Annotated in this window: 16 protein-coding genes; 1 reads left to right on the top strand and 15 read right to left on the bottom strand. The window is 60.6% G+C overall.

Annotated elements, in window-relative coordinates; all coding sequences use genetic code 11:
* The 5 genes from CH289_RS26715 to CH289_RS26695 form a co-directional block, all read right to left on the bottom strand.
* Positions 1-5082 (bottom strand): non-ribosomal peptide synthetase (locus tag CH289_RS26715; RefSeq protein ID WP_179276879.1); only part of this gene is annotated, 5082 nt, incomplete at its 3' end.
* A 99-nt stretch (positions 5083-5181) separates the two neighbouring features.
* On the bottom strand, positions 5182-6366 hold the full coding sequence (locus CH289_RS26710) for an NAD(P)/FAD-dependent oxidoreductase (protein ID WP_015586168.1): 1185 nt from the start codon (positions 6364-6366) through the stop codon (positions 5182-5184).
* 346 nt (positions 6367-6712) lie between these two features.
* Complete coding sequence (locus CH289_RS26705) at positions 6713-7375, bottom strand: FMN-binding negative transcriptional regulator (protein ID WP_218828473.1); 663 nt, start codon at positions 7373-7375, stop codon at positions 6713-6715.
* The gene (locus tag CH289_RS26700) at positions 7372-8646 is read right to left on the bottom strand and encodes a lysine N(6)-hydroxylase/L-ornithine N(5)-oxygenase family protein (protein ID WP_015586166.1); all 1275 of its coding nucleotides are present in this window, start codon (positions 8644-8646) and stop codon (positions 7372-7374) included. The genes CH289_RS26705 and CH289_RS26700 overlap by 4 nt, the downstream gene beginning before the upstream one ends.
* Positions 8647-8650: 4 nt before the next feature.
* Complete coding sequence (locus CH289_RS26695) at positions 8651-8962, bottom strand: MbtH family protein (protein WP_015586165.1); 312 nt, start codon at positions 8960-8962, stop codon at positions 8651-8653.
* 203 nt (positions 8963-9165) lie between these two features.
* On the opposite strand from CH289_RS26695, the gene CH289_RS26690 reads away from it, so the two are divergent.
* A complete protein-coding gene (locus CH289_RS26690) occupies positions 9166-10119 on the top strand; it encodes a UbiA family prenyltransferase (protein ID WP_080730065.1) in 954 nt (317 codons plus the stop codon).
* A 12-nt stretch (positions 10120-10131) separates the two neighbouring features.
* On the opposite strand, the gene CH289_RS28875 is transcribed toward CH289_RS26690, so the two are convergent.
* From CH289_RS28875 to CH289_RS26640, 10 genes are all read right to left on the bottom strand, one after another.
* Positions 10132-10392, bottom strand: a complete 261-nt coding sequence (locus CH289_RS28875) for a helix-turn-helix domain-containing protein (protein WP_080730074.1) — start codon at positions 10390-10392, stop codon at positions 10132-10134.
* Between the two features lie 611 nt (positions 10393-11003).
* Positions 11004-11570: a peptide deformylase gene (def, locus tag CH289_RS26680; RefSeq protein WP_015586162.1), complete on the bottom strand. Its 567-nt coding sequence runs from the start codon at positions 11568-11570 to the stop codon at positions 11004-11006.
* Between the two features lie 145 nt (positions 11571-11715).
* On the bottom strand, positions 11716-11883 hold the full coding sequence (locus CH289_RS28430) for a hypothetical protein (RefSeq protein WP_155289036.1): 168 nt from the start codon (positions 11881-11883) through the stop codon (positions 11716-11718).
* A gap of 25 nt (positions 11884-11908) precedes the next feature.
* Positions 11909-12799, bottom strand: a complete 891-nt coding sequence (locus tag CH289_RS26675) for a hypothetical protein (RefSeq protein ID WP_015586160.1) — start codon at positions 12797-12799, stop codon at positions 11909-11911.
* A 168-nt stretch (positions 12800-12967) separates the two neighbouring features.
* On the bottom strand, positions 12968-13276 hold the full coding sequence (locus CH289_RS26670; RefSeq protein ID WP_015586159.1) for a hypothetical protein: 309 nt from the start codon (positions 13274-13276) through the stop codon (positions 12968-12970).
* 36 nt (positions 13277-13312) lie between these two features.
* Complete coding sequence (locus CH289_RS26665) at positions 13313-13744, bottom strand: hypothetical protein (protein WP_015586158.1); 432 nt, start codon at positions 13742-13744, stop codon at positions 13313-13315.
* 78 nt (positions 13745-13822) lie between these two features.
* A complete protein-coding gene (locus CH289_RS26660) occupies positions 13823-14572 on the bottom strand; it encodes a hypothetical protein (RefSeq protein ID WP_015586157.1) in 750 nt (249 codons plus the stop codon).
* Between the two features lie 76 nt (positions 14573-14648).
* On the bottom strand, positions 14649-15428 hold the full coding sequence (locus tag CH289_RS26655) for an A24 family peptidase (protein ID WP_015586156.1): 780 nt from the start codon (positions 15426-15428) through the stop codon (positions 14649-14651).
* On the bottom strand, positions 15418-16098 hold the full coding sequence (locus CH289_RS26650) for a hypothetical protein (protein ID WP_052049379.1): 681 nt from the start codon (positions 16096-16098) through the stop codon (positions 15418-15420). Before CH289_RS26650 ends, CH289_RS26655 begins: the two co-directional genes overlap by 11 nt.
* A gap of 727 nt (positions 16099-16825) precedes the next feature.
* Positions 16826-17158, bottom strand: coding sequence for a hypothetical protein (locus tag CH289_RS26640; protein ID WP_015586153.1), 333 nt, complete (start codon positions 17156-17158; stop codon positions 16826-16828).
* Positions 17159-17177: the final 19 nt, after the last annotated feature.

The following is a 17177-nucleotide window of genomic DNA, read 5'->3' as shown; positions in this document are numbered from 1 at the left end:
GACGCCTTTGGGTGTGCCTGTCGTTCCTGAGGTGTAGATGATGTACGCGAGGAGGTCAGCATTCGGCACCGGCAACGTCGTCGTCGGCTGTTCAGCGACCTTGGGATCCTCGACATCTATCAGTGGGACCCCGGACTTACTGACGCGACCAGCGAGGCTCACCGTGGTCAAAATCGCGGCCGGCGCAGCGTCTTGTAGAACGAATGCCAGGCGCTCGTCAGGGGTGTTGATGTCGATCGGCAAGTAAGCAGAACCCAGCTTCAGCACCGAAAGTATGGCTATCACAGTGTGTTCCGAACGTGGCAGCAACAGTGCAACAACGTCCTCTACTCCCACCCCACGCCCAGCCAACAAATGAGCCAACTGCGTCGATGTGTCGTCCAACTCCTGATACGTCCACGACCGACCCTCGAACACCACCGCTATGACGTCCGGCCGCACCCTCACCTGCTCGGCGAACAACTCCGGAATCGACACGCCAGCAACGGACTCCGTCACAGCCGACCTGTTACCCAGTACGTCCAGCTGCGTCAGCTCATCCTCACCCAGGATGTCGAACGAAGCCAAAGGACGATCCGGGCCCGCCGCCATCGCAATCAATAGCTGCTGCCACCGAGCCGCCATGCGCTTTACGGTCTCGGCGTTGAAGATGTCGGTGCGGTACTCGACGATTCCGCTGATCCCATCGGGCTGACCGTCCGCAGTGAACCGCTCGCGCAGGCTGAATGCCAGGTCCATTCGAGCGGCTCCGATGTCGACTGACGCCGTCTCCACGTCGAGACCCGGCACCGAGATGTCGGGGACCGGGTCGTTCTGCCAGGCGAACAGGATTTGGATCAACGGATGGTGAGCCTGCGTACGGACCGGATTGAGGCGCTCGACAAGCGCATCGAACGGCACATCTTGGTTCGCGAACGCGTCCAGGCTCCGCTCCCGTACCTCCTCCAACAAATCACCGAAGTTCATCTCGGCTGAAACCCGCGTACGCAACACCAGCGTGTTGACGAAAAACCCGACCATGCCGTCAAACTCGGTTCGCCCCCGCCCCGCCGTCGGCACCCCGAACGCCACATCCGCGCTCCCGCTCAAACGCGCCAACAGCACCGAAAGCGCCGCCGACATCACCATGAACGTCGTCGCATTGCGTTCCCGCGCGATCCGCTGCGCCAATTCATGGAAATCCGCGGGCAGGTCGACGACGACTCGACCCCCATTCGTGTCGGTCTCCGCCGGGTACGACCGGTCCGTGGGAAGCTCCAACCTGCTGGGTAGATCTTTCAGGGCGTGTTCCCAGAATTTCAACTGCCCGGCGAGCACGCTTTGCGAATCCGCTTCGTCACCCAGCAGAGCGTGTTGCCAAAGCGTGTAGTCGGCGTACTGGACGGGAAGTGGCGACCAGGAAGGCGACTCGCCCGCAGCGCGGACTCCGTAGGCGCTCCATAGGTCACGCAGGAGCGGAGGAAGTGACCCCCCGTCGACTGCAATGTGGTGCATGACCACGACCAGACGATGGTCAGTGGCAGACACGACAAACAGCGCCGCGCGGAAAGGAAGGTCTTCGGCTAGGTCGAAAGCATGCTGACCCCGAACACGCGCTGCGTCGGATATTTGAAGTTCCGTCCAGGTGGTGGCGTCAATGATGTCCCAGTCGAAGTCAGTCTCAGCTGCAAGGACACGCTGCTCCGGCACACCAGCCACCGCTGGAAACACTGTCCGCAGACTCTCGTGCCGCTCCACAACATCAGCGATCGCCGCGCGCAGCGCACAGACATCCAAAGAACCGGTAATCTGAATCAGTAGCGGTATGTTGTACGTCGCCGACTGCCCTTCCATCTGGTGGATGAACCACAGCCGACGCTGAGCGAACGACAACGGCAATCGCTTGGGACGAGCTACTGGGACCCATGCCACGCCGCCACCCGGCGATCCACCCACCAACCGTGCGAACCCCGATACCGTTGAGGCTTCCCAGAGCGCCTTCACGCCGATCGATGAATCAAACGACTCCTGCACGGCCGCGATCACTCGCATCGCCGATAGCGAATTTCCGCCGAGGTCGAAGAACGAGTCGTCCACCCCTACCCGCGGTAGGTCCAGCACACGCGCAAAGATTTCAGCCAAAATTCCCTCAACCAAGGTCGACGGATTTCGGTAGGATCCGCCTGCGAACTCTGGATTCGGCAATGCCTGCTTGTCTAACTTGCCGTTGACCGTAAGCGGTAGGTCATCGACGATCATCACCACTGTGGGGACCATGTACTCCGGTAGGTGCGCGGCCACATCACCACGCACCACAGCACCATTTACTTTTGGACCGGTCTCCGCAGGTACGACGTAGCCGATCAGCTGCTTGCCCGAACTCGAAGACCTCACCACGACCGCGGCGCGCTCCACCCCCGCGACACGGGAAAGAGCAGCCTCGACCTCACCCGGTTCAACACGAAAACCACGGATCTTCACCTGGTCGTCCGAGCGGCCCACATACTCCAGCTCGCCCTCGCGGTTCCACCGCACTACGTCACCCGTCCGGTACATCCGCGAGCCCGGCGGGCCGAGCGGAGAAGCAACAAACCGCGACGCCGTCAGCCCCATGCGTTTCAAGTAGCCCAGGCCGACACCATGACCTGCCACATACAACTCTCCGACTACTCCTACCGGCACGCGGCGGAGACCGGTATTCAATACGAAGAAGGCAAGGTCAGCAAGCGGACCGCCCACGGGACTGACATGGCTGTCGAGGTCAGAAGAAACGATCCTCCGGAACGATGCGTGGACGGTGGTCTCTGTGGTGCCGTACATGTTGATCAGGTGCGGCCAGGAATCCAGCTGATCTAGCCAAGGTCGCAACTTCGACGGTTCGAGAGCTTCGCCTGCGAAGACAATCGCTTCTAGACCGCTCAGCCGAGACTCGCCCGGCCGGCGCATGTCGACTGCCTGCAGAGCATAAAATGCTGACGGTGTCTGACTCAGAACGGATACGTTCTGGTCTCGCAGTAGTTGATGAAAGTCGTTGGCGGACTGGGCAATTTCTCCAGGTACGACAACCAGTCGGCCACCGTGTAGCAGCGCGCCCCACATCTCCCATACCGACACATCGAACGCGTAGGAGTGGAAGAGTGACCACACCTGGTTTGAGGACGGCACGAACCCCGGAGCCGTCGAGCTGAACAATCGCGTGACGCTCGCCTGGGTAACGGCAACCCCTTTGGGGACACCGGTGGTACCGGAGGTGTAGATGATGTACGCGACTTGGCCGGCCTCTGGCGCAGGCAGAGCCGTAACCGGCTGCACGGCAATCGCGTCGTCGTCGACATCCACAACTTCGATACCAAAACAGTCTACCCGGCAAGTCAGTTCGGCAGTGGTCACGAGGGCAGCTGGAGCGGCATCGCCCAAGATGAACGCCACCCGCTCATCGGGGTGCTTGATGTCAATGGGTACATAGGTTGCGCCCAGTTTCAACACTGCCAGGATCGCGATTACTGTCTTGTTGGAACGCGGGAGCATGAGAGCAACAACTTCTCCTCCGCGTACCCCACGAACGGCTAGTAGATGTGCCAGTTGCGTGGAGGCCTCGTCAACTTCCCTGTAAGTCCATACCTGATCCTCGAAAACCATGGCGTGCGCTTCCGGCGCTCGATTCGCCTGTGCTGCAAACAGTTCGGCTATGGATATACTGGCGGCAGTCTGAGAGTGCGCAGAACGATTGCCCAGGCGGTCAAGATGAGTGTGTTCGTTTCTGTCTAGTACGTCGATCGAGATGACTGGCTGGTCGATCACGGCGATCATCTCGGCGATGATTCGCCCAAGCCTGACGATCATGGTCTCGACCGATGCAGCGTCGTAGACATCAGAGCGGTACTCGACCACTCCGTCGATTCCCTGCGGCTCGCCGAACTCGGAGTACCGCTCCCGGAGACTGAAGGTCAAGTCCATCCGGGCCTGTCGAGAAATGGTGGGTACCGCCTCTGCCAGCACCCCCGGCAAGTCCAACTCCGTGGAGATCTGGTTCTGCCATCCGAGCATGACCTGGACCAGTGGGTGATGCGATTGTGACCGAGCAGGTTTGACGAGATCCACCAGCGCGTCGAACGGGACATCCTGGTGGGCCAATGCGTCCAAAACCGCGTCCCGTACTTTTTGCAAGAGGCGACGGAACGTCGAACTGGCAGACACATCAACGCGGAGCACTACTGTGTTGGCGAAGAAACCGACCATCTCCGCAAGATCAGCGTCACGTCGGCCCGTAGTTGGAACACCGAAAGCGACATCGGAGGTGCCGCTTAGTTCGGACAACAGCACCGCCAGCGCCGTCGAAATCACCATGAAGCCGGTAGAACGATGCTCCCGGGCCAACTGTCGCACCTGCTCTTGCATCGACACGGGCCATTCGATGGGGATTCGATTGCCTCGATAGTCGGCCACGACCGGATAAGGGCGGTCGGTTGGGAGCTCAAGCCGCCCCTCGTATCCGGCTAGCGTGTTCTTCCAGTAAAGGAGGTGCCGGCTCAGCGCACTGTCGGGGTCGGACTCGTCGCCGAGCGACTCACGCTGACGGAGCGTGTAATCCCGATATCGCAATGGCAACGGCACCCAGGCAGGCACCTCTACGCCCACATGGGCCCTGTACGCCAGCCCGACGTCGCGTACGAGGGGCGTGAGGGACTGGCCGTCTGACGCGATGTGATGCATCAGGAGCACCAATACATGCTGATCGGCCGATAGTCTGAAGAGCTGCGCTCGGAACGGAATCTCAAAGCTGAGGTCGAATTTGTATCCCACTGCCTGTGCGACTGCATCGTTCAACGCGTCTGTCGACCACCCTGACGCTTCGACTACGTCCCAGCCGAAGTCTGCGTCGGCCGAGCCAAGAACACGCTGCTCCGGCACACCCTCATGGGAGGGGAAAACAGTCCGCAAACTTTCGTGTCGACTCACGACATCGCCGATTGCCCTGCCCAGCGAATGAACACTGAGCTCACCAGTCAGGCGTAAGACCAGAGGAATATTGTAAGTTGACGACAATCCCTCCAACTGGTGGATAAACCACAGCCTACGCTGCGCAAAAGACAACGGGATCAATGCTCAACCCTTTCAGCGCCCAGCAAAACACTTCCTTGCGAACCACTCGGGTGACCACCCTCAGCGTTAGATTCAGACCCGAAATATTTCATCAGCAAGCTACAACAAGTCGACGAGCTCGGCCGACATAAATTCGCGCATCCCGATGGCCCCCGAAACCAAACCGAAGTACCGAGATGTAAGTTCGGGCGAATTGGCAATGGCATGCAGCATGCGCAACCGGGACTTCGTCGGTTGAAGCTTCGCCAGGGCGAGAGTACTCATGTACGGCTCCTCTAGAACAGCTCCTGTCGACAGTGCAAAGTGCACCATCGCCTCATCTACTGCGACCGAGTTCCCGACATCCACCCCGGAAATAGAATCGGTGAGCAGGTCGGCTTGAATCAGCGCATTGGTGATGCCGCGGGCGCTGATCGAGTCAAGGTGGTGAGCCGCATCCCCCGTCAATGCCCAGCCCGGACCGTGCGATTTACGGAAATAGTTGCGTTGGTCCCCCGTACCCCACCACCGATCCACTCGGTCGAGTGCCATAATTTGTTCGTATAAATCCGGCGCTGTCGATTCGATCGCGGACAAGTACGCCCTCTGCGGGTCCCGCCGAACGACCGAGAATTCGCTCTGCGGCAGGTAAGCTGCCACAATTGTCAGGTCGTCATGTGTTGGAATACGGGCTATCCAGCGGCCGACTCGCTCATGGAATCCGAATCCTGTTCGCAAGCCTTGCCAGAAGGTGTAGTACACGCAGCTTGCTATGGGTGCCGATCGGAGGATCGGTGCCTGAACAAGTTCCGCGACCTTTGATCGCATACCGTCGGCCCCAATAACCAATCGAGCAGACACCGATGTGGTCGAATTTCCACTCCGGAGGCGAACTCCGGCGACGCGTTCGTCGTGCCAAATCAATTCTAGGACCGACGTCCGATCCGAGAACTCCGCGCCCGCTGACACGGCAGCTCGAATGAGTAGATCGTCGAGTATGTACCGCCGTGGTGCGTAAGCGGCATTAACACCGTCCTTCGCCGGGGTAGCAGCGATCAGACTCAGTCCATCCACATCGTGACTAATAGTGCCCAAAGGCGGACAACCGGAGGCCACAACATCATCGAGCATCCCCCACTGTGCGAGTCTCACGACCCCAGGGTGCTGGATATACAACGTGGACATGGTGTCCGCCGGAAAGGAGGCCCTATCGACCAGCAGAACACTTCGCCCCTGTCTGGCTAACAGCAGTGCCACCGAAGCGCCGGCACATCGCGCCCCAACAACAACAACGTCGTAATCCATTACCAACCTTCTGGCTTTCTCTGGCGATGACACCGACTTGGTCACGTTCGCCGGTCGGCTCTTTTGCCGGATTTTGGTCCGGAAGCAATCCCCCGGAATCCCAACTTCATTCCGAAGGTAGAACGATTGACCTGCTCGACGAGTCGGAATGGCGGCGGACAAGGTGCGTGAGAGCAGTAGCACAATTTATAAACTCCGCTTGCATCCGTAAACCGATGAACAGACCAGGCCGAAATGGCTGAGCCGGTGCGAAATTGAAGGTTTACAAATGGCGGGCACGGAATGCTCTTTTGGCGCAAAAGGCTCCCGGGCCGTGGGTTCCGTCGGTGCGTCCGACATGTCCTCATCAGAAGTTGTTGTAGTCACCATGGCTGTACTCCCGCATGAACGAAGCTAGTTCTTTGCCTCGCCCGGCGTGGTTCGCGCTGAAGTGGTCCGCCACCCGTCGCCTGGTCTCGAGGTTCTGCTCCTGGCTGAGCTTGAACATGCCATCCGCCGATTCCACCTCAAAACTGAATGCACCCACAGCCGGACCGATCCTTCGGTAGTGGTCCAGCGAACTGTCCATCTCCCACCCGCTGCCGAATTTCTGCTCGTACGTACTGACTGTCAATTGAACGACCTTGAGCGTCTCCTCGAAATCGGCAACAGGTTGCAGCTTTCCTCGGAGATGTACCGAGACGTAGTTCCAGGTCGGTGCTACAGAATCGCGTTGGTAGACACTTGGGGTGACATACCCATGAGGCCCGGTGAAAATAAGTTGGGCATCCGCACCGTCGACGAGCGAGTCCCAGTGGGGATTGGCCCGGTTCATGTGCCCAAACAGTGTCGATCCTTCTAAGTCCTCGCTCTCTGAAGGGGCGCAGGGAGCACAGATGACTGGCAAATGGGTGGCGTACGAGGCCTTGGGGCCGTTTGAGATCAGAGCCGCAAAAGGGTACTGCGCAACCACGCGGCGCAGCCATGTCCGATCACTTGCCTTGTAGATCCGGGGGACGTACATGGTCATCTCCTGAGAATGGATTGGGCGATTTCACCGGATCTGACTGCAGTGTTGGACAGGAGACCAGCAGAAAGTCCATGGCTGTGTTCGGTACTGGCACCGTGCACATAGATACCGGCGCGCACCGCATCCGACGTCGTCACTCGGTAGTCGCGTCCCACGCTGAGCCGTCCCTGCTCGTCGTGCTTACATTCGCGCATCAGGCCCTGGAGTAGCGGTGCCGGGTCACTTGGCCGGTAGCCGGTGGCGTAGACGATCACGTCTGCTTCGATGGTATGGGTCAGACCGGTGGCCGAGGATGTGACCTCGACCCGTACGCCGTCTGTGTCCTCGTCGACGGATGTGACGCGCGAGGTGTTGATCATCCGTAACCGCTGTTTGCCCAGGACCTTCTCCTGGTAGCTCTTGAGATACAGCGACTGTGAAATATCGAGATCGACCACTGAGTAATTGGTGTTGGCGTGGTATTCGAGGAGCCTCTGCTTCTCGTCGGTCGGAGCGGAGAAGAACCGGTCAACTCCCTCCGGATCGAAAATTCCATTCGCATACGGGCTGTCATCGGCGACGCTGTAGCCGTAGCGGGACAGGACGGTGTGCACATTGGCGCGAGGGAAAGTCCGATGAAGGTAGTCAGCAACTTCGGCGGCACTTTGGCCAGAGCCCACGACGACAAAATTTTGAGGGACGTATGTAACTGCGGCTGCTCTGCCCAGCAGTTGGGAGCTGTGCCAGATCCGCTCAGATCTGTTGACACCATCGGGAAGTCGAGGCGTCAAACCCATTCCGATCACGATGTTCCGCGCCCGCTGAACAACGTCATCTGGGCCGACTACATCGACGTACTCCACCACGCCATTCTCGACTACTGGTCGGATGTCTTTGATCTCGGACCCGTACGAGACGTTTGACTGAAATTGGCTAGCTGCCCACTCCAGGTAGTCATGAAACTCCACCCGCAGTGGGTAGAGAGTTTTGCTGTTGATGAACTCAGCAATTCTCTCTTTCTCTCGGAGGTAGGACACAAACGTATACCGACTCATCGGATTGCGCATGGTGGCAAGGTCTTTGAGAAAAGAGACCTGCATGGTCGCATCCTCCATGAGCATCCCACGGTGCCAGCCGAAACGAGGCTGGAGCTCGTAGAACTTCATGCTGAACTTTGCCGGCACCGGTCCGGGCTGGATGGACTCTTGAAGAGCTATCGCGAGAGCGAGGTTGGAGGGTCCAAAACCGACCCCAACAACGTCCGCGACGGACGAGCCTGACTGTGCTCCCATCGAGCTACGACCTAATTTCGTTGTGGTAGGCATCGGCTGGGATGCCCTCAACCGAATTGGTCGTTCCCGGCCGCATAGTTGGTCCGACATTAGTTGTCTGGCTGCGGTTTTCGGCCTGAGCAATGGCGAGTGACTTGGGGCGCAAATCGGTCCAGTGGGTGTCGACGTACTCCAGACAAGCAGTCCGCTTGGCCTCGCCGAACACTCTTGACCAACCGGCCGGGACGTCGATAAAGACCGGCCAGAGAGAGTGCTGCCCCTCCTCGTTGGTGAGAACGAAATAGCTGCCGTCTTCATCGTCGAACGGATTGCTCATGGTCCTCGCTTACTCGGAGAGTTGCAGTACGCCTGCTGTGCATTTCGGTACCAGTCGAGTCTGCCTAGCAGCGAATACGTTGGTCCCCTTTGTGGCACGAAGGGAGTAGGTAATACCTCAGAAAACTACAACTTTGGATGTAGTTTTAGCGAAGACAAGTCCGGGCAGAAACCTTCGTGCACTGCGACAGCTAGGCTCCGGCTGTGTCAGATGGGTGGTCGTATCGGTGTGAGTCGGTCAAGCACGGCACACAGGTAGGTCGTCCTGGGGGCGCGTCGAGTCCCGCAAGAAATGCATGGTTGTGCTTCGTGGAGGCCAGACCGCAGGTCCAAGGTGTCTATCTGCTTCGATTCGCGGTTGGAATTGCCGGCGTATCAGCGACTGCAGGGCCTGTCGGTGTCGGACAATTAGCGGCCGGCGCGTTGACCTGGTGGGCCGTCGTGATATCGACGTACTTGTTCAATGGTGTGACTGACGTCCTTGAGGATGTGGCAAACGCGTCGCAGCGACCGATTGCGCGGGGGGAACTGGCAGTCCGTACAGCCCGGTGGGTCAGCGTGGCTACGGCGATCACAGCCCTGCTGATGGCTGCAGTTGCGGGGCGCGAGATGTGGTGCTGGACCTTCGCCTTCCTGACGCTTGGGTGGGTGTACTCGGCACCGCCACTGGCTGCCAAGCGTTGGAGTTTGTCTTCTTCTGTAGTGATATTCGGCCTCGGCTGGGCAAGTTATGCTGCCGGAGCGGCCGCCGGCGGCGGAGGATTTGGGCGTACGGAACAAGTCTTCTGCGCATCGATGGCAACATGGATGGCGTTGGTGGGAGCGGTCGTGAAGGACCTATCCGATGCCCACGGGGACGCCATTGGTGGGAGGCGCACTCTGGCAGCGCAACGTGGACTCAGCTCTGCACGGCGGCTGGCCATATTCGGAACGACTGTCGTTGGAGTATGCGCACCGATCGCCTCACTGCTATGGGCACCGCTCGCACTGTTCGGAACATTGCCGTTGACTGCTGGAGCTCTCTGGGTGATGGCGCTATGCGCGCGGGCGAACGACTATGACCTGAAGGCACGGCGCTGCGGGTACCGCGCTTTCATGGCCACCCAGTACGCAGCAAACCTCGCGATGCTCGGCACCCTCCTGGTGCGCGCGGTATGAAATTGCGGGCCGCTAGATGCGGCTGCCGAATAGCCTGTGCAACGCGTCCATACGGGACGACGCCCCAAGTTTCAGATAGGCGTTGGACAGATGCCGCTTGACTGTGAGCTCTGAAATATTCAGAGTGCGAGCGATCTGCCGGTTGGTCATCGCGAACGCCACAGCCTCCAAGACTTCAAGCTCCCGGTTGGTCAAAGATGCGTCTGACGCGGCCTCAAGCACTCGAAGTTGCCTGTCCCTCAAATGGCCTCGGGTCTCCTCGTAGCTGAGCATGCCCGTGTGAAGGCGGCCACCGGCAGCAAGGCGAAAAGCGGCGTTGATGCGTCTCCAGACCCCAGGTCGGTGTGTCAAGGGTGCCTCTTTGGCGGCCAGCTCTATTGCAGGCTCAAGGGATGACCACAGAATCTCCACAGCTCGCACGGACTCCGAAGCCGGTATTGCCTGTAGGGCTCGATGCGAGCCGAGCAACCGGGTGTACTCGTCTGGAATCGCCGACCGAGTAGTCGAAGACGTGGGAAGGCCTAATGCATCTACGCACTCGTTGAGGATTGCCAGTGCTTGGCGGCGGCACTGTGACCACACCCCCGGATTGATCCCGAGGGGACTATTCTCGCGTAGCAAAGTGGTTCTGTACGCCGTCACTACCTCTGGAATCGCGGCCCGTAGCGACGCCGCAGCCATTGCGTAAGGCATATGTTCCCCGAACTCCTGTTCCCTAGCCCAGGATACAAGACCATATGGTCCGTTGCCGTGCAATAGCGAGCCATGGATGCGTTGAGGGTTCGACCTACTGTTTCGTGTAGATGAATGTCAGGCTTCGTGAAGGTCTTGACGTCACCGGGTGGGTAGGCGGAGCAGAGCGGTCACTGCTTCCGGAGCAGAATCTATCGTGTTGGCCAATCGTTGCTGTACTGCTCAGAGACCGTCTCGTGGTCACGATAGAGCTGTTTACGTTTGCGCTTCGAGAGGCGGTCGCCGAAAACGATACCGTTGATGTGATCGGTTTCGTGTTGGAAACAACGCCCGAGCGTGCCGCCTGCGTTGAGTTCGATCTGGTTACCGTACTGGTCCTGTCCTCGACAGATAGAGAACTCTGGCCGTGCGAGGTCGGTGTATGCGCCGGGGAGGGACAAGCATCCTTCACCGAAATCGATGAGGTGTCGATCGTTTCCTTCGGCGAGTTCGACTACCGGATTGCAGACGACACCAGTTCGCCGTGTCCCGGTCTCGTCACTGCAATCGTAGATGAACACCGCAAGGTCGATGCCTACCTGCTGAGCGGCGAGGCCGGCACCGTCCGCAGCAGTATTGGTCGCGAACATATCGGCAAGCAGACTTTGCAGATCAGGACCGAAGTCGGTCACCGGTCGAGCCGATGTGTGCAGGACAGGGTCGCCCCATCGGACGATTGGTCGAGCATTGCCGAGGCGCAGAAGTTCAGAGACAGGCATGACTCGTATGCTCCACCCTGGCTACGTTAGAAGCAACCGATGAGGTTTGTTTTGGGCGCGTATCACGTTTTGTGGCCGTCATCATGGTGCGGAGTGGCTCGACGAGAGCATCCGATCGCGCAGGGCCCATGACAAGTGACCGTCTCTATTCCGATTCTTCGCCGGTGTCGATGGCTCCGTCGATGGGTCCGGTCTGGGGGTCTTCGGCTTGGACGGCGCGAAAGTCGGCGCGCGGCATGATGTCTGGATGAAATTGCCATGGTGCGCGGCGTTCTCGTCGGTGTGGTGGCGGTGAGGCCTTTTCGGTGGGCATGTCTGTTTGTTCCTTTCGCTGATGGTCAGTCCGTGTCGATGTCTTCGAGTTGCACGACGAGCCTTTCCCTGACCCTCTGACCTGGTCGCTCGTAGGGGACGAAGTGCGAGTTGACGACTCGGTAGCGGGTGCCCCGTGGGAGGAGGTGGCTCGTGTCGTCGCCCTTGTCCGATGCTCCGAGGTACAGCCCTCGTGTTGTTTGGATCTCGAATACGGCGTCCGTCGGATGGCTGTGTGCGTCGAGTTCGTGGATCGAGTGGCGGGCGCCGGTGAAGCGGTCGAAAGCTATGACCGAGCCGGGTGAGAGGGTCTCGGGTAGCTCGGATGGATGGATGACGGCGTGGGGCAAGCTCACAACGGTGTAGACCAGGTGTCCACGTCCGGACTCACGCTCGTATCGCTGGATTGCGCGGTCGACTCTCTGGATGTGGCGGCGCTGGTCGTCGTCGAGCCGAACTGCATCACCGTTGACATCGGACAATGCGTCGTTGGTGCGTTTCCAATTTTCTGGATCTCCGATCAGTGTGCTCATCGCACGGTGCTGGGCTCGGGGAACGCTCTGCTCGACAGTCCTTTTGGTGGCTGATCGCGCATTGCGCTGGCGGGCGCTGAGGCTTCGACGGAGTTCGATCGCGGCCGGCAGCGAACGTCTTTTTCGTTCGTTCGTGATCGGCGCGGCGGTGTTGCGGGGGAAGGCGCGTTCGAGGTCGCGGCGCGCGCGTGTCAGACCGGGCAGTCCTTCGATGTCGGTATCGAGGCCGCGGGCATGCTCGCGATTCGCGGCTCGGTCGGCGAAGGATGCGTGCGGGAGCACCACCCCTTGCTTCTTCTCCAGCTCTCCGCTGGATCCTCGATCGGGGTCGAACGCGCCCCCGTCTGGGGTGACGCGGTTACGACTACGGCGCGCGGAGGACATCGGACCTCACCCGGAGGGGGTCTTGCGGTCCCGGATACAGAGTCGGTACTGCGGCCCCGCGGGGGGCGGCGGTACCGACTCGACCTGCAGCGCCGCCGAAGTATTCGACAGCGCTGCAGCAAGTGCACGCTCGGCGGACGCCTCCACCGAGCAGTGCGACAGCTTGGGTCATCGTCCCGGCCGGCCGGGCAGGTCGGTTCCGGTTCCTATCGTCCATGCGACATCGACGACGTCGGACAGGGTCCGGCTCAGGTGGCCACAACTCGTGCATACGCCGGGCAGCTTCTGTGAAATCAGATCGAAGAAGTGCTCGTCGCACGCGAGGTGGGCCATGAGCTGTCCGCCGGCGCAGCAATCTTTCATGGCCACCGCCCACCATGCGCCCCGCGGTCCCGCTCCCCCGTCCCTGGGTTCCAGCGCGCAGACGTCGCAGGCCAGCTCGATATGGGTGATCGCGTCGGTTCGGTCGGTGCTCATCGCACAGCCCCCTCTGGTTGTCGACGGGATGTCATGTCAGCTCGCCATGGCGTCGTGCTCGCCGTGCTCGTTGTGGTGATCACTCCGGTGTTCCTCCGACGCCGGTGCGGCATGGTTCTGCTGCCCACTGTCGTGCCCGTGGGGTTCGCCGCCGGTGGCGGCGGTTTCTGCCGGCGGGGTCTGCGTGGGTTCTTTCTTGCTGGTGGCCGGTTTTGCGACTCCCTTCAGTGATGGCCGGACGTAGCCGCCCTTCTTCAGTTGGGCGGTGGTGAAGCCTGCAGCTTTGGCGGCGTCGTAGGCCACGATGAATTCGGCGGTCGAGTCGACATGTTCGGCCTGCGCTTTGGCGACTGCTTCGGCCTTCTGCCGGCTGTTCTCGGCTGCTTCGACAAGGTTGCGCATTGCGGTGAACTGCGGGCCGAGGATCTCGCGGGTGGTTGCATCGGCCTGGTCGGCGGTCTTGGGCATGAGATTCCTTCTTTCATGTTGTGTGCGAGGGACTTTCATTTCCTCTTGGGGAGGAGATTTGTGTGGCCGATCGTGTGGTCAGTTCGCCGGTTCGGTCTCGCCCGCAGTTGTCACCGCGGTGTTGCCGAGACCGCAGAGTTGCGTGGCCGCGACAGCATCACCGCGGGTGATGGGCAAGGCGTATGTCTGCGCCACACGAAGATATTTCGCCGCAAATGCACATGCGAGGTCGTCGTTGCTCGGATGCCACTGAGAAAGCCCACGTTGGGCTCGATGTTCAACTGCCTGCGCGCTGGCGACGATGATGTTGGTCTGTACGTCGCTGACAAAGCGTTGCTGCTGTTCGGGTGCCCATGCAGCAGCACCCAACGCCCACGCCGCGTCCAGCGGGTAGACGTAATCGCTTGCTGCAGCATCTTTCTCAGATGCTGCATCGAATTCGACGGTGACACCGGTGTATGGATCATTCAACACGCCCTGTGCCACAACGCAATTGTCCGTTCCGGCAGCGAATGTGACGGCCTCGAGCTCCGCTGCCAATGCGATGTTCCTGGTGTCGCATCCGTGATCGCTGCCTGGCGGCCGCACGAGAAGTTCCGCCAAGCGCTGACCGTCGGGCCACCTGGCCGTGCTGTCGATATCGTCGACGACGGGCAGGGCGTCGAGAAGGCTCGCAACGGTGATGACGTCGTGGAAGACCTGGGGTGGTGGTGGCGCAGTGTCGGCCTCGTGGTGATCCGTCGTGATCACCACGGCAGCCGCGGCCGCCACAGCGACCATCACGGCTGCGGCAATGGCTGTCCATGCGGTCTGATGTGTCTTCGCCATGATGGCAATCACCTCTTCGGGAGCTGTCGAGTTCGGGGAGGGAAGAAAAAGCAGGACGCAACTGCGCGCAGGCGGATCAGGATGCGACGAGAGTGAGCGCGGTGCCGAGTGCGAGGTACGGGCCCAGCGCGATATGCGACCGTGCAGGCTCGGATCTGATCGCTCGAAGGACCCGCACGACTATCACTCCGACGAAAGCCGTCAGGATCGAGAACACCAGCGCCGCACCGAGGGATGTCCAGCCGACGTAGCCTAGGACCATCGCGAGCGAGACCACCAGTCGCGCATCGCCGATACCGATTCCGCCGCGCAGAAGCACTGCAAGCGCGAAGAACAATATGCCGGCGGCCAGGCCGGCCAGAAGGGCGCGACCGACCGCGCCCCAGGTGCCGTGAACGACACCGGTGAGCAAGATCATTGCTGCAGTTCCGCTGGCGGCCAGATACGCAAGAGCAGTCGGAATCCGTTGCACGCGTTGGTCGATCCACGCAATCCAGGGCACTACCAGAGCCAAGAACAGCATTGCCGCCGGCGGCGCACTCGTCGGAGTACTGACGAAAGCGGAGATGACGCCCCACACGACACCGGAGACGATGACGGGAATTTTCGTCCCCAGCGCCGCCTCGTCGACGGAGATCTCGACCCGTGCACACACCGCGATGACGGTGGTCCGCAGCGCGGCCGACAGAGCTACCCCGACGATCACTGCTATCGCGACAATCGAGACGCGGCCGACAGTCGCAGCAGTTGATGCCTGAGTGCTGGCCCAGGATGCCGACGACGCCTCGATCAAGGCCCATAGGACGCCTGCCGCCAGAGCGACCACGACACTTCTGACGTAGTCGCTACGCAACATCGGCTTCTCGTTCACCATCGGAGCGAGCGGCGTGCACGGCCATCCGGGCACGGTAGCGGACCTTCTTTTTCACCGCTGAGTCGAGATCGATTCCGAGTACGTCGGCCAGGTGCTCGGTTGACCACCGCCGACGGAGCGAAATTCCTACGATCTCGGCTTGCTCTGCAAGAGTGAGCGGCAGTCTCCATTCGCCGCACAGGCGACGGTAGACGGCCGCCTCGTCCACGCCGCGGATGCCTCGGGGCGAATGTGGACGTGCTCGGGGGTCGTCGATTTCGTCATCGTCCCAAGCAAGAGGCGTCGCCCATCCCTGCTCACGGGCTGCATTCCGGACCTGCTCGTCGGGGCCGGGTGTCATGGAGATCTGGTCGTAGACGTCGTTGATGACGGACCAGAGTTCACTGGGGACAACTTGATCCGATGGCAACGTCGAAAGCTTGGGCACCGACAGCCCGGTCAGTTCGGACAGCGCTTGCACCGAGTAGCCCATCGCGACGAGGGCCCGGATCCGTCGCTGAGCTCCGACACCTAAGGTCATCGCCCGTCCCCGGGTGGGGTGGAAGGTGACGTCGAGAATAGCTTTCGAGATGCTTGCGGTGGTCTCGAAGCATTTGTGGTTGGCGACTGTCTCCACATCACTGAGGCTGAGCTTCGTGAGATCGAGGATCATTTGGTCGGGCATACCGCCGAGCCGCAACGACAGCAGGTGGCGGCGGGCGGGTCCGGAGGGTACCGACGAGGCACTCCCGCGGCGGGATGTTCTGTTAGATCCCGCCGCGGGAGTGGAGCGACGTCGCGCACGCGCAGCGTCACTGCCGTCGCTCGTCGGGCCGAAGGAACCACCCCTCGACGTCGTCGAGCGACTCCATGAACCGGTATTCCGGTCAGGATTCATTGTATTGCTATCGGGCACTGCATCACACAGTGCGGGGGAAAGATTGTTTTGCGTACGCGAAACCACGTCGACGTCAGTCATGGTGCATCCCTTTTCAGTTGATGCGGTTGGTCAGACCGCACATCAGATGTTGGGGACACTACCTCGCGGGAGTGCATCGCGTCCAGACCGTCGGGTCGTTTTTCTTCGGTGATGAGAGTTCCTCGGTCGTACAGTCCGCCTGCCGCGACGCCGGTATAGCTATCTGCCTCGGCTCTTGTGCGGCATGCGACGAAGGCCGCGAGCGGGCAGGTCTCGCACGATTCGAGGAGATGCGCTGCAGCGACGGTTGCTTTCCGGCGCCGTTCGAGACGTGGGATCCGTGACTGCAGCAGCTCTGCGACCGCCGTTTCGCGGGCGGCCCAGTTGCTGTCTCGGACACACTGACCGAGCGGCATCGTGAACGATTCTCTGCTCGCGATCGCGCGTAGTTCTGCGCGGCGACCACTGGTGGCTTTCGTTCTCATCCCCGGTCTCCTCGGTGCAGTCGAGCCTGTCGGGCTGAGTAGGCCGAGCGGCCGGCGCTGATCGCGACGGCACCGAGGGCGACGACGACGGCGAGAGCGATGATCAGTCGTCGACCGTCGAGCCCGGCACCGTCCGATGCTGGGATCTGCACCATCGGGGATGCCTCGCTGGCGATCAGAATGGAGTGCTCGACCAGCCAGGCGATTGCCGTCGACCACCACAGGCCTGCGGATCCGAGAGCCATGGTGGCTGCGAGTGGGGCGATCCAGATCAGCGCCATCTGATCGTCGTCGGAGAGGGCTTTGCTGTTGTTGCCGTGTTGGGACATGTGGTTGTTCCTCTTCTGA

Origin of the sequence: Rhodococcus sp. RS1C4, from assembly GCF_002258225.1 — a bacterium.
GTDB lineage: Bacteria > Actinomycetota > Actinomycetes > Mycobacteriales > Mycobacteriaceae > Rhodococcoides > Rhodococcoides fascians_E.
The sequence above is the reverse complement of the archived record's forward strand: the minus strand, read 5'-3'. Positions and strand labels throughout refer to the sequence as shown.